Consider the following 13,610-nt stretch of genomic DNA (forward strand, 5'->3'; position numbering starts at 1 on the left):
GACTCCACCTCGGGCGCGCGGGCGGCCGCCGCGGCGACCACGGCGGCGCGCGGGTTGCCCCCGGGGGGCCCGGGGGGCCGCCAGCCGCGCGGCCGGGCCCGCCGCGGCCACCCCCGTACGGGGACCGTGCCTCAGCGCATCCGCCCCAGCGCGTCCCGGAGCCGCCGCGCGTCCCGCAGCCGCTTCTCGTACGTCGCCCCGACCGCCAGCAGCACCGCCCCGGCCAGCGCCGGCACCACCCAGCGCGGCATCGCACCCACCACCTGCACCACATACGGCGCCAACTCGTGCAACGCGTCCAGCGCCAGCACCGAGCCGCCCAGCACCAGCAGCGCCTGGAGCCGCAGCCGCGCCCCGAGCAGCGTGATCACCAGCGCCGCCACCCCGAGCAGCAGCGGACGCGTCCAGCCCGTGTCACCCAGGGCCACCAGGAGCGAGGGCACCAGCGACACCGCGAGCCCCGCCCCGTACGCCGTCCACGACGACGCCGCCGGGTCACGCCGCCTGCGCAGCCACCCGATCACCAGCACCGGAACCGACACCGGCAGCGTGTACGCCTCCGGCGAGCCCACCCCCGAGGCCGACAACCGCACCCACGACGCCAGCACGAACAGCGCCGTCGCCACGTACCCGGCCACCGGACGCCGCTCCGGACGCAGCGCCGTGCCCGCCGCCACCGTCCCGCACAGCGCCAGCACCAGCGCGAGGAACGGCATATCGCCCACGGCCATTACGACCGCGGCCGCCCCCGCGGGCACTCCCGCCGCCTCCACCGGCAGCCCCAGCGCGCGGCCCTTCAGCACCGCCCCCAGCACCGCCGTCACCGCGGTCACCACCAGCAGCAGCGGCGCCGTCTCGTGCGCCTCCAGCTCCAGCGACGCCCCGCCCGCCACGGCGAGCACCGTCGCCCCGGCCACCGCCGCGCACGCCGCCGCCGACCGCACCCCGGACCACACCGGCGGACGCGGCTCCCGCGCCGGACCGTCCAGCGCCGTCGCCACACCGGCGCCCACCGCCGTCAGCAGCACGAACACGGCGTACGTGGCGGGCTCCGAGCACAGCGACAGCAGAGCCACCCCCACCGCACCGAACGCCCCGCACACCGAGGCCGCCACGGCCACCCCCGCCGTCCCGCGGCGCAGCGCCCCCACCACGAGCGCCGCCGACGCCACCACGAGCACCGACTGCGTCGCTACCGCCACCGCGTACGACACGTCCAGCGCGGGCGCCAGCACCGTCAGCCCCGCCCAGCCCAGCACCAGGGCCCATGCCCCGGCCGTACCCCGGCCCGAGGCACCGACGCCACGCACCGGCTCCGCCCACCGCGCCACGGACTCCCACCGGAACCGGGCCGCCCCCAGCGTCACCGCCACCATCAGCAGCACCACCGGGGACGAGGCCATCTCGTCCCACGGCAGCTCCGAGGCCCCCAGCGCCTCGCGGATCCCGCCGTCCGGAACCCCCGACCACAGACGCCCCAACTGCGCCACCGGACCCACCAGGACCACCGCGACCGGCGTCGCGGAGAACAGCACCGCGCCCAGCGCCACCACACCCGCGGCCCCGGCCAGCCCCTGCCTCACCGGACGCCCCAGCGGAGCCCGTACGCCCAGCAGGACCAGCCCGCCGCACACCAGATACACGGGCACCGACCAGCCGCCCGACAGCGTCGTGGTCAGCACCCCGCCGACCGCGGCCACCGCTGCCAGACCGGCCACCGCACCCGCCGCCCCCGCGAACCCCGCAGCCGCCCGCCGGGCCCCGGCCAGCGCGATCGCGGCCCCCGCCAGCAGCAGCGCCCCCGGCACCACCGCCTGGGACGGACGCGCCGCGTCCAGCGACTCGCCCAGGGCCACCAGCAGCCCCGCCCCACCGGTCACCCAGAGCCCGATACCGGCCGTGACCCGCACCGCGAGCCCCGTGAACCGCACCGCGACCGCACAGTCCAGCGCGGCCGTCACCAGCAGCGCTCCGGCGAACACCACCGGAGCCGCCCCCTCGGCCGCCGCCCCCAGCACCAACGGCAGCTGCGCGGTCAGCACCGCCAGCGGCAACGGCAGCCGCAGCCCGTCGAGCAGCAGCCCGTACGCCGCCCACACGACCGCCAGAACCGCCGACGCCACCGCCGCGTACCCGAGCGGGTCCGTGTCCGCCAGCGCCACCCGGTGCAGCGCATAGGCGTCGAGCACCATCAGCACCGCGGCCAGCGCCCCCAGCGACTCCGCCGTCGAGGTCAGCCCACGGCGCAGCAGGAGCGCCGGAGCCGCCAGCGCGGCGGCCGTGACGGTGGCCAGCACCGCCGACCGTCCGCCGATCCCCATATGACCCCAGCTCACCAGGGTGAACGCGATCGCGGCGACCGTCAGCAGCAGCCCCCCGAGCGTGAGGAGCAGATTCTGCGCACCGTTCCCCCCGTCCGCCGGACGGGCCGGTGCGGCGGGCGGTGCGAACGGCGGCCCGAACGAGCCCGCGACGGGCGCCGCCACCGGCGGGGCCGCCACCGGACGCGGCGCCTGGAGGATGCTCACCAGCCAGGCACGACGGGTCAGCAACTGGGCGCGGCGCAGATCCAGCCGCGCGAGTTCACGGTCGAGGAGCGCCAGTTCCTCGGCGGGCGGCGGCACATGTTCCATGAACGGGAGTGTGGCGCGCGCCACGCCGTACGAACATGCGCACGGATACTCAGATCCCTGCCTGAGTACGCGCGCTCCCCGGCACGCGACAAGCGGTTTGAACCACACCCGCCGAGCCCTGTATGGTTCAACCCGTTCCCGGGCGATTAGCTCAGTGGGAGAGCGCTTCGTTCACACCGAAGAGGTCACTGGTTCGAACCCAGTATCGCCCACCCGGGGAGAGGCCGGTCCGTCAGCACCACCGACGGACCGGCTTCTCGCGTATCCGGCCACGCGATCCGCCCCGCTCACGCCGCGGCACGCAGCTCCGGCCGCAGCGGCCACGCCGGATCCACCGTCTCCGGCGTCCCGCTCTTCGCGAACCACGCCTGCAGCCCTCGCGCCTGAGCCGCGTGCCACACCGCCTGGAGCGTGTGCAGCTCCGCCGGGGTCAGCCGCTCCAGCCGGGGCGCGAACCGCCGCCCCACCGCCCGGACCAGCTCCAGCGCCGCCGCCGCGTCCGCCGCAGCGTCATGCGCCCCGTCCAGCGTCACCCCGTACAGCTCGCACAGATCCGTCAGCGTGCGCCGCCCCTTGCGGTAGCGGTCCAGATGCTTGTCCAGCACGCGCGGATCCAGCACGCACAGCGGGGCGTTCTCCAGATAGGCGGCGAGCGACGACGCCCGGTGCCGCCGCAGCTCCCGGTCCAGCAGCGTGAGATCGAACGGCGCGTTCATCACCACCAGCGGCCGTCCCGCCGCACACTGCTCCGCCAGCGCCCGGCCCATCTCCTCCATCACCGGCGCCGGCCACCGCCCGTTGCGCTGGAGATGGTCGTCTGTCAGCCCATGGATCTCCGTCGCCCCCGCGGGCACCGGAATCCCCGGATTCACCAGCCAGCGGGTCACGCGCATCCGCCCGCCCGCACCGTCCTGGACGACCAGGGCACCCGAAACGATCCGGTCCCCCTCGACGTCCACACCCGTCGTCTCCGTGTCGAAAGCGGCCAACGGCCCCTCGAACCAATGAGTCATCCCCGAACTCCTCGCACCCGCACGGCAGATGGGGCGATCCCTCCGCCCGGTTCGGTGATACCCGCGCCCTTTGCCTGATACGCCGTTTGCGGACCGCTCCCTGCGGTGACAACACAGGTGACGGGGGCGGACGTTGACGGACCACCGCGCCCCACACCCCTCGGCACGGCCCGGAAGGCATACGGAGCCATGGCACTCGCGCAGCCCGAACCGGGTGGGCTGCTGTCCCGGCGGACCACCCCACCGCCGCGCGGCACACTCGCCACCACCGCCTGCATGGAGACCCTCCAGGTGGGCTATCTGCACGCGGTGGCGGCCGCGGCGGGGTGCTCCCTGTCGCAGCCCTTCCCCGACAACGGCATCGACTGGCACCTCAGCCACGGCGCCCCCGGCCACACCGTCGACGACGAGGTGACCATCAAGGTCCAGCTGAAGTGCACCTACCAGATACCGCCCCGACCCCCCGGACCCACCTTCGCCTTCACCCTCGACAACGCCCACCTGGTGAAACTCGCCCGGACCCCCGTGTCCGTGCACAAGATCCTCGTCGTGATGATCGTGCCCCGGAGCCAGGACGACTGGCTGAGCGCCGGACCCGACCACCTCGCCCTGCGCCACTGCTGCTACTGGACCAATCTGGCCGGACACCCCGTGACCGGCCGTCACCGCACCACCGTACGGATCCCGACCTCGCGCGTCTTCGACGACCGCGCCCTCTGCGAGATCATGACCCGGGTCGGGGCGGGAGGGAGACCCTGATGCACCGGCCGATGGACGAACCCGCCGCCGACGCCTTCCCGTCGGACCCGCGGTCCCACCCCAACGATCCGGCCCCCGGCCCCGGCGGCCTCCCCGACCCCGCCCGCGTCGATCCCGCCGTGCTCGGCGCCCTGCTCGCCCGGCACGGCTGGCGCCGCCGGGGCGGCGCCGCCGGCCGCTACAGCCGCTGGACCCCGCCCGGACCGCCCGCCCCGCCCGGCGGCCCCACCAGCCTCCTCGTCCCCGACACCACCGCCTTCCCCGACAGCGAGGACCTGCTCACCGAAGCCCTCACCGCCCTCGCCCGCAGCGCCACCCCCTCCGCCCGCCACGTCCTCGTCTCCCTCGCCGTGCCCAGCGACGCGATCCGCTGGTGGCGCGAGGTCCCCGAACCCGCGGCGGGCACCGCCGGCGCGACCGGCTGGACCCACGCCGAACGGCTCCACATCGCCGCCCGGCAGATCCTGCTCGCCGGCGCCCTCGCCGTCCGCGACCGGGCCGGCTACCACGGCGCCCGCCACCGCCGCCGCGCCCTGACCGCCCTGGACCCCTTGCTGATCGGCCCGGCCCCCGGCGGCCGCGACCTCACCGCCTACCTCCCCGTCGAGACGGGCCGGCCACTGGCCGTACGCCTGCACCACGCCCTGCACGCCGCGCGGGAGGCCGTCGACTACCAGCGCGCCACCGGCGCCATGGACGCCTTCGACACCGCCGTCGGCGCCGGCGTCTGCCGCGAACTGACCGAGGCCCTCGTCGCCCTCGTCCGGGGATCCGAGGGCGCAGGCATCGCCCTGGACTGGGCACCGGCCGCCGACGCCCCCGAGGGCTGCCCGGCACGGCCCGAACCCGTCGAGTTCTCCCCGGGCGACCTGCCCGCCCTGCGCCGGGCCGGCGCCCGCTACCTCCGGGACGAGCCCTCCGTCCCGGTCCGGATCACCGGCGCCGTCGTCCGGCTGCGCCGCGCCGGTCCGCGCGGTCCGGGCACCGTCCGGCTGCGGGTGCTCGCCGGTGCCGAGGTGCCGCACGTCCGGCTGGAACTCGACGAGGAGGCGTACCGCATCGCGGGCCAGGCCCATCTCGTCGGGCTGCCGGTGCGGGTGGAGGGACGTCTGGAGAGCCGGGGCGGATTCCGGCGGCTGACGAGGGCCTCGCAGGTCGTTCCGGTCCAGGTCGACGAGGAGGAACGCGACCGGCTGATGAAATCGCTCCAGGAGAACGTCGACTTCTTCGAGGAGGCCTGCGCGGGGGAGTAGGACGGCCGAGCACGCTCGTACCCGGCCCTTTCGCACACGGGGCCCTCGGCTCGGTACGATTCCTTCTGCACGCGCTGGAGGAATGCGGGTGCGCCCCCCTGAGTCAGGAGAGAACGGTGTCAGACGTCCGTGTGACCATCCAACGCGATTCCGAGCGGGAAGAGCGCGTGGTGACGACGGGCACGACGGCAGCCGAGCTCTTCGCCGGCGAGCGCACCGTCGTCGCCGCGCGGGTCGCCGGCGAGCTGAAGGACCTCGCGTACGCCGTCGCCGACGGAGAGGTCGTCGAGCCCGTCGAGATCTCCTCCGAGGACGGCCTCGACATCCTGCGCCACTCCACCGCGCATGTGATGGCCCAGGCCGTGCAGCAGCTCTTCCCCGAGGCCAAGCTGGGCATCGGCCCGCCGGTCAAGGACGGCTTCTACTACGACTTCGACGTCGAGAAGCCGTTCACGCCCGAGGATCTCAAGGCCATCGAGAAGAAGATGCAGGAGATCCAGAAGCGCGGCCAGCGCTTCGCCCGCCGTGTCGTGACCGACGAGGCCGCCCGCGAGGAGCTGGCCGACGAGCCGTACAAGCTGGAGCTGATCGGCATCAAGGGCTCCGCCTCCTCGGACGACGGCGCGGACGTCGAGGTGGGCGGCGGCGAGCTGACCATCTACGACAACCTCGACCCGAAGAGCGGCGAGCTGTGCTGGAAGGACCTCTGCCGGGGTCCGCACCTGCCCACCACCCGGTTCATCCCGGCCTTCAAGCTGATGCGGAACGCCGCCGCGTACTGGCGGGGCAGCGAGAAGAACCCGATGCTCCAGCGCATCTACGGCACCGCCTGGCCGACCAAGGAAGAGCTGAAGGCGCACCTGGAGTTCCTGGAGGAGGCCGCCAAGCGCGACCACCGCAAGCTCGGCAACGAGCTGGACCTCTTCTCCTTCCCGGACGAGATCGGCCCCGGCCTCGCCGTCTTCCACCCCAAGGGCGGCATCATCCGCCGGGCCATGGAGGACTACTCGCGCCGCCGCCACGAGGAGGAGGGCTACGAGTTCGTCTACTCGCCGCACGCCACCAAGGGCAAGCTCTTCGAGAAGTCCGGCCACCTGGACTGGTACGCCGACGGCATGTACCCGCCCATGCAGCTCGACGACGGGGTGGACTACTACCTCAAGCCGATGAACTGCCCGATGCACAACCTGATCTTCGACGCGCGCGGCCGCTCGTACCGCGAACTGCCGCTGCGCCTCTTCGAGTTCGGCACGGTGTACCGGTACGAGAAGTCGGGCGTCGTGCACGGCCTGACCCGCTCGCGCGGCTTCACGCAGGACGACGCGCACATCTACTGCACCAAGGAGCAGATGGCGGACGAGCTGGACCGGACGCTCACCTTCGTCCTGAACCTGCTCCGCGACTACGGCCTCACCGACTTCTACCTGGAACTGTCCACCAAGGACCCGGAGAAGTTCGTCGGATCGGACGAGATCTGGGAAGAAGCCACCGAGACGCTGCGCCAGGTCGCCGAGAAGCAGGGGCTGCCGCTGGTCCCGGACCCGGGCGGCGCCGCGTTCTACGGACCGAAGATCTCCGTGCAGGCGCGGGACGCCATCGGCCGGACCTGGCAGATGTCGACCGTACAGCTCGACTTCAACCTGCCGGAGCGCTTCGACCTGGAGTACACCGGCCCGGACGGTTCCAAGCAGCGCCCGGTCATGATCCACCGCGCCCTGTTCGGTTCCATCGAGCGTTTCTTCGCGGTGCTCCTGGAGCACTACGCGGGCGCCTTCCCGGTCTGGCTGGCCCCGGTCCAGGCGGTCGGCATCCCGATCGGCGACACCCACATCCCGTACCTCCAGGAGTTCGCGGCCGAGGCCCGCAAGCGCGGGCTGCGGGTCGACGTGGACGCCTCCTCGGACCGGATGCAGAAGAAGATCCGCAACCAGCAGAAGGCCAAGGTTCCGTTCATGATCATCGCCGGTGACGAGGACATGGCCAACGGTGCCGTCTCCTTCCGCTACCGCGACGGATCGCAGGAGAACGGCGTCCCGGTCGAGGACGCCCTCGCCAAGATCGCCAAGGCCGTCGAGGACCGCGTCCAGGTCTGAGCCGTGCCCGGCAGGGGCCCTCGGTGAGCTACCCGCTCCCCGGGGGCCCCTTCTCGTCCTCCCTGCGGAACACCTGGATCAGCCACGACGAGAACGAACCCGTCACCGCCCCCAGCAGTGCCAGACCGCAGGCCATCAGGAACGCCGCCACGGTCCGGCCGACCGGGGTCACCGGGACGGCGTCCCCGTATCCCACCGTCGTGAGGGTCGCGCAGGCCCACCAGACCGCGTCGCCGAAGGTCCGGATCGAGGCGCCCGGGGCCTCGTGCTCGCGGTTGTAGACGGCCAGCGCGGCGGAGAAGCCCAGCAGCAGGGCCGCCAGACCGGCGTACGACATCACCCGGGCGTACAGACCGAGGCGCGGGGCCTCGTGGCGCTTCTGGACCGCCGTGTAGACCTTGACCAGCCGCAGCGGGCGGAGCAGGGGCAGCAGCAGGACGAGGGTGTCGAGCCAGTGGACCCGGACGAAGCGGTGGCCGAGGCCGCTGAGGCGGACGCGGACCGCGTAGTCGGCGACGAAGAGGAGCCAGGTGGCGCCGACGAGGGCGAGGGAGATGTCGTGCCAGGGCTGGGCGTCGTGCGGGGCGAGGACGCGGACCGCGTAGCCGAGGAGGAAGAGCAGGGAGGCGGCGAGGAGCGGCACCTCGGTGCGCTGTTCCCACTGGGTCAGAGCGGGTGGGGGCCGGTCCGGGGTGCGGTCGCTCATCGGCCCAGCATCGCGCCGGCCGTACGGGTTCGGCCCCGGCGACACGCTGCGCCCGGGGGACGCCATATGCTGATCGGCATGACGAGTGAGCCGGAGCAGCAGATCGGAGTGGGAACGCCCGACGCGTTCCAGCGCCTGTGGACGCCCCACCGGATGGCGTACATCCAGGGTGAGAACAAGCCGACCGGCCCGGAGGCCGGGGACGGCTGTCCGTTCTGCGAGATTCCCTCGAAGTCGGACGAGGACGGGCTCGTCGTGGCGCGCGGTGAGAAGGTCTACGCCGTGCTCAATCTGTATCCGTACAACGGCGGGCATCTGATGGTGGTGCCGTACCGCCATGTCGCGGACTACACGGAGCTGGACGGTCCGGAGACGGTGGAGCTGGCCGATTTCACGAAGCGGGCCATGACGGCGCTGCGGGCGGCCTCGGGGGCGCACGGGTTCAACATCGGGATGAACCAGGGTGCGGTGGCCGGTGCGGGCATCGCGGCGCATCTGCATCAGCATCTGGTGCCGCGCTGGGGCGGGGACACCAATTTCATGCCGGTGGTGGGACACACGAAGGTGCTGCCGCAGTTGCTGGCGGACACCCGGTCGATGCTGGCGGCGGCCTGGCCGGCGGTCTGAGCGGTTCGGTACGAGGTGCGGGGCGTCCGGGTGGTCCGGGCGCCCCGCAGCTGTGCGCGGCGCGGTCAGGCGTCGTACAGGTCGGCCTTGCGGGGGCTGGGGTCCTGGATGAGGCCGCTCAGTATCGTCGAGCGGTTGCCGAAGTTCTCGGTGTCGACACCGTTCTCCTCCAGGACCTTGATCGCGGCGTTGTGCACGACGCGCAGGACCGGGGTGGCGGTGCGCATGGCGTCGTCGGCCATGAAGCGGTGGCGCCACGGCTGCTCCGCCCAGGCGTGCCGCAGCCCGAAGGGTTCGGGCAGGGCGATCTTGCCGCCGAGGTAGTCGAGGAGCGGCGGGTACCACGTGAAGGGGGCGCGCAGGGCCAGGCGTACGACCTCCGAGGCGTCGACGAGCGCCAGGGTGATGTCGCGGGTCTCCCAGAAGCGGACGGTCTTGTTGACGGTCTTGGTCTTGGCCGAGGGCTTGCTGGTGAAGAGGGAGTGGACGGGGCCGAGGGCGTGTCCGGTGACCTCGATGCGCAGGGTCTCGTAGAGAACGGTGACCGTGATCATCATGGTGATGACGAGCTGGCCGTCCCAGAGGGTGAACTGCACGCCGAGGTAGTGGCGGTCGCCGCCGCCGAACTGCTGGTGGTTGCAGATGCGCTGTATCTCGTGGGGTTTGACCTGGAAGGTGGCGACGTCCTCGCCGTCGGGGCGGGAGACCGAGTCGGCGTTCTCGCCGACGGGGGAGACGATCCAGTGGGTGACGGTCGGGGTGGGGAATCCGCCGGTGTTCAGCGGGCCGCGCTCCAGCATCTTGAGCTGGTCGTGCATGACGCGGATCAGGTCCCAGCTGCGGAACTGGTGGAACTCCTTGCCGGGCTCCTTGGGCTTGAGGTCCTCGGCGAGCTGCCAGCTGCCCCAGCGGGTGCCCATGCCGAGGATGCCCTTGGGGCCGGCGTAGAAGACGGAGTTGGACTGCTGCTCGGCGGAGAGCTTCTCCAGGCCCTGGCGGAGGGCTTCGCGGGCCGTCTCGCTGGGGTTCTTGGGGACGGCTTCGGGGATCTTCGCGACGACACCGCCGCCGGAGAGGAGCCCTTCCCAGCGGGCCCGCATGTCCTGGGCGGACTTCTCGGCGATGCGCCGGGCGATGGTCCAGCCGACGACGGGGGCGATGACCATGGCCCGCAGGTAGAGCGCGAGGAATCCGCTCAGAGGCATGGTGATCAGGAAGTACAGGGCGGCGATGCCGAGGATCGGCAGGAGTGCGTTGCCCAGGGTGGAGAGCGCCTTGTCCTTGGTCTTGGCGAGGGCGTCGCGGAGCCGGAAGGCGATGATCCACAGGAGCATGCCGGGCAGGAAGAGGAAGCCGAACAGGGCGGTGACGGCGGTGAGTTTGGTGTCGCGGGCCTTGCGGAGGCGGGAGGCGGACAGGCAGTGCTCGACGACGGTCTGGGGGTCGCTGCCGAAGGACTGGATGAGGGCCTTGCGGGCGCCGCCCAGCATGCGTTCCTGGACGGCGCGGGCGTAGGCCTCGCCGAGGTTGGGTTTGAAGTAGGCGGACTTGAAGAGCTTGGAGCGCCCTTCCTTCACCGCGGACTTGTGCCACTCGTTGTTGGCCTTGAGGATGTCCTCCACCGGGCTGTCGCGGTACGCCGCGGAGGCGAGGGCGTTGGTCGCCACCGCCGCTCCCGCCGCGCCCTGGAGCGGAATCTGCGCTCCGGGAGAGAAATCGAATCCGTTGCTCACTGTCGCCCCCACTCGCCACCGAGGAACCGCTCCTGCGGCTGTTTCCCAACTGCCGTGCCCGGCACACTTTCTGAGCTGGGACCACAGCGTATCGTCCGGATCGGTACATCGTCCGGCCCTGTGGACAACGAGGAACAAACCGCTCCGCTACGCGTGTTTCGCGTCGGCCTCCGGTGAGCTCGTGAGGCGGTCGGCGAGGTGCGGGGGCAGGGGGGCGTGGCGGGCGTAGGCGCGGTCGAACCGGCCGGTGCCGTGGGTGAGGGAGCGCAGGTCGACGGCGTAGCGGCCGATCTCCAGTTCGGGGACCTCGGCACGGACGAGGGTGCGGCCGGGGGCGGTCTGCTCGGTGCCGGTGACGCGGCCGCGGCGGCCGGAGAGATCGCTCATGACGGGGCCGACGTAGTCGTCCGGGACGAGGACACCGATTTCGGCCACCGGTTCCAGGAGCTGGATGCGGGCGGCGTGCGCGGCCTCGCGCAGGGCGAGGGCGCCGGCGGTCTGGAAGGCGGCGTCGGAGGAGTCCACGGAGTGGGCCTTGCCGTCCCGCAGGGTGACGCGGACGTCGACGAGGGGATGGCCGGTGGCGACGCCGCGGGCGGCCTGGGCGCGGACGCCCTTCTCGACGGAGGAGATGTACTGGCGGGGCACGGAGCCCCCGACGATCCGGTCGACGAACTCGATGCCGGAGCCCGCGGGCAGCGGCTCGACGTCGATGGCGCAGACGGCGTACTGGCCGTGGCCGCCGGACTGTTTGACGTGGCGGCCGAGTCCGCCGGCGGGTGCGGCGAAGGTCTCGCGGAGGGCGACGCGGTGCGGGACGGCGTCGACCTGGACGCCGTGGCGGGTGCGGAGCCGGTCCAGGGCCACGTCGCGGTGGGCCTCGCCGATGCACCACAGGACGACCTGGCGGGTGTCCGGGTTCTGTTCCAGGCGCAGGGTGGGGTCCTCGGCGACGAGACGGGCCAGGGCGTGGGAGAGCTTGTCCTCGTCGGCCTTGCCGTGGGCCTCGATGGCGAGCGGGAGGAGCGGGTCGGGGGTGGCCCAGGGGCGCAGCAGCAGGGGGTGGGCCGGGTCGGACAGGGTGTCCCCGGTCTCGGCGGTGTCCAGCCGGGCCACGCAGGCGAGATCGCCGGCGACGCAGGCGGTGAGCGGGCGCTGCTGTTTGCCGAAGGGGGAGGAGAGGGCGCCGACGCGGATCTCGGCCTCGTGGAAGGGGCGGGCCTCGCGGGCGGGGTCGTCGAGGCCGTGCCCGAAGAGGTGCACGGTGTCGTCGGGGCGCAGGGTGCCGGAGAAGACGCGGACGAGGGAGAGCCGGCCCACGTAGGGGTCGGGCGAGGTCTTGACGACCTCGGCGGCGAGGGGGCCGTCGGGGTCGCATTCCAGGGCGGGCAGCGGGGCGCCGTGCAGGGTGCTGACGGCGGGCAGGGGCCGTTCGAGGGGAGTGGGGAAGCCACCGGTGATCAGATCGAGGAGTTCGACGGTGCCGAGGCCCTGACGGGCGCCTTCGGCGGCGGGGGCGGCGGTGAGGACGGGGTGGAAGGTGCCGCGTGCCACGGCGCGTTCGAGATCGTCTACGAGGGTCTTGACGTCGACGGGCTCACCGGCGAGGTAGCGGTCCATCAGGGTCTCGTCCTCGCACTCGGCGATGATCCCCTCGATGAGCCGGTCGCGGGCCTCGGTCAGACGGTCCTGTTCGGAGGCTGCGGGCGGGTGCTCCCTGCGTTCGCCCCCGGAGTAGTCGAGGATCCGCTGCGTGAGCAGTCCGGTCAGGCCGGTCAGGGGCGCGTGTCCGTCGGCCGAGCGGGGGCCGTGGACCGGCAGGTAGAGGGGGAGCACGGCATCGGGGTCGTCGCCGCCGAAGAGTTCGGCGCAGACCCGGGTCATCGCGTCGAACGGGGTGCGGGCCGTGTCGAGGTGGGTGACGACGATGGCGCGCGGCATGCCGACCGCGGCGCACTCCTCCCAGACGGCCCGGGTGGTGCCGTCGACGGCCTCGGCCTCCTGGGCGGCCGAGACGACGAAGAGGGCGGCGTCGGCGGCCCGCAGTCCGGCCCTGAGTTCTCCGACGAAGTCGGCGTAGCCGGGGGTGTCCAGCAGGTTGATCTTGATTCCGCCCCAGGTGACGGGGACGAGGGTGAGCGAGACGGAGCGGTGTCCGCGCTGTTCGACGTCGTCGTGGTCGGAGACCGTGGTGCCGTCCTCGACGCGGCCGGCCCGGTTGACGGCTCCGGTGGTCTGGGCCAGGGCCTCGACGAGGGTGGTCTTGCCCGATCCGCTGTGGCCGACCAGCACCACGTTGCGGATCGCGGCGGGGCGGTCGGCCGTCAGTGCCCTGGCGGCGGCTCCGGTGGGGGTGTGTGTCCTGTCGCCCATGGTGGGTGCCTCCCGGGTGGTGGCGCCGGGCGGCGGTCCCGCCGGCACGGGATGGGGAGCGGTGGCACGGGCACGGGGAGCCGCCCGCGGCGGCTGCGGCGACGCCCGCGGTAGTTCCGAGCTTTCCACTCCGTACCGGGCGCGTCCATACGCCGTACGTCCGCGCACGACATCCCCCGGGGTGCCCGGAGGGTGGCGGGCGACGGGCGTGACTACGATGGGCGACGAGGGTGCTGAAGGCCCCGGCCGGGCTCGCTGCGCCCGGCACGCATGTCCGCGTCGCCACCGGTACGTTCCCGGGGCTCGCCGCGGGGACGCACCGGCGTTCCGCGGGCGCACGCACCGGACACCGCCGCCCGGTCCGGCCGGGGCCTTCAGCACCCTTCAGCCGGTGGCCGACGGGGTCATCCGGCCCACCGA

9 protein-coding genes and 1 tRNA gene are annotated in these 13,610 nt (G+C 73.0%); 5 read left to right on the forward strand and 5 right to left on the reverse strand.

The window, feature by feature from the left end:
* Positions 1-131: 131 nt before the first annotated feature.
* Positions 132-2,633 carry an SCO7613 C-terminal domain-containing membrane protein gene (locus ACFVDM_RS27875; RefSeq protein ID WP_383645925.1) on the reverse strand — a complete coding sequence of 834 codons (2,502 nt, stop codon included), beginning with the start codon at positions 2,631-2,633 and terminating at the stop codon, positions 132-134.
* 140 nt (positions 2,634-2,773) lie between these two features.
* Here ACFVDM_RS27875 and ACFVDM_RS27880 point away from each other — a divergent pair.
* Positions 2,774-2,845 (forward strand) — tRNA-Val (locus ACFVDM_RS27880).
* Between the two features lie 75 nt (positions 2,846-2,920).
* Here the strand turns inward: ACFVDM_RS27880 and ACFVDM_RS27885 are convergent.
* Positions 2,921-3,646, reverse strand: coding sequence for a 3'-5' exonuclease (locus ACFVDM_RS27885; protein WP_383645929.1), 726 nt, complete (start codon positions 3,644-3,646; stop codon positions 2,921-2,923).
* 189 nt (positions 3,647-3,835) lie between these two features.
* Here ACFVDM_RS27885 and ACFVDM_RS27890 point away from each other — a divergent pair, with 189 nt between their 5' ends.
* From ACFVDM_RS27890 to thrS, 3 genes are all read left to right on the forward strand, one after another.
* Positions 3,836-4,405 carry a DUF4365 domain-containing protein gene (locus ACFVDM_RS27890; RefSeq protein WP_383645933.1) on the forward strand — a complete coding sequence of 190 codons (570 nt, stop codon included), beginning with the start codon at positions 3,836-3,838 and terminating at the stop codon, positions 4,403-4,405.
* On the forward strand, positions 4,405-5,658 hold the full coding sequence (locus ACFVDM_RS27895) for a hypothetical protein (RefSeq protein ID WP_383645938.1): 1,254 nt from the start codon (positions 4,405-4,407) through the stop codon (positions 5,656-5,658). The genes ACFVDM_RS27890 and ACFVDM_RS27895 overlap by 1 nt, the downstream gene beginning before the upstream one ends.
* A 116-nt stretch (positions 5,659-5,774) precedes the next feature.
* Positions 5,775-7,751, forward strand: a complete 1,977-nt coding sequence (thrS, locus tag ACFVDM_RS27900) for a threonine--tRNA ligase (RefSeq protein WP_383645941.1) — start codon at positions 5,775-5,777, stop codon at positions 7,749-7,751.
* A 28-nt stretch (positions 7,752-7,779) separates the two neighbouring features.
* Here thrS and ACFVDM_RS27905 read toward each other — a convergent pair whose 3' ends face one another.
* The gene (locus tag ACFVDM_RS27905) at positions 7,780-8,457 is read right to left on the reverse strand and encodes a potassium channel family protein (protein ID WP_383645945.1); all 678 of its coding nucleotides are present in this window, start codon (positions 8,455-8,457) and stop codon (positions 7,780-7,782) included.
* Between the two features lie 66 nt (positions 8,458-8,523).
* Here ACFVDM_RS27905 and ACFVDM_RS27910 point away from each other — a divergent pair, with 66 nt between their 5' ends.
* Positions 8,524-9,084 (forward strand): HIT family protein, encoded by a 561-nt coding sequence (locus ACFVDM_RS27910; protein WP_383645950.1) that lies wholly within the window; start codon positions 8,524-8,526, stop codon positions 9,082-9,084.
* A 65-nt stretch (positions 9,085-9,149) separates the two neighbouring features.
* Here the strand turns inward: ACFVDM_RS27910 and ACFVDM_RS27915 are convergent, their stop codons facing one another.
* Positions 9,150-10,817: a hypothetical protein gene (locus ACFVDM_RS27915; RefSeq protein ID WP_383645956.1), complete on the reverse strand. Its 1,668-nt coding sequence runs from the start codon at positions 10,815-10,817 to the stop codon at positions 9,150-9,152.
* Positions 10,818-10,964: 147 nt separating this feature from the next.
* A complete protein-coding gene (locus ACFVDM_RS27920; protein ID WP_383645961.1) occupies positions 10,965-13,190 on the reverse strand; it encodes an elongation factor G-like protein EF-G2 in 2,226 nt (741 codons plus the stop codon).
* Between the last annotated feature and the right edge of the window lie 420 nt (positions 13,191-13,610).

The organism is Streptomyces sp. NPDC057682 (genome assembly GCF_042799575.1).
Taxonomy (GTDB): domain Bacteria; phylum Actinomycetota; class Actinomycetes; order Streptomycetales; family Streptomycetaceae; genus Streptomyces.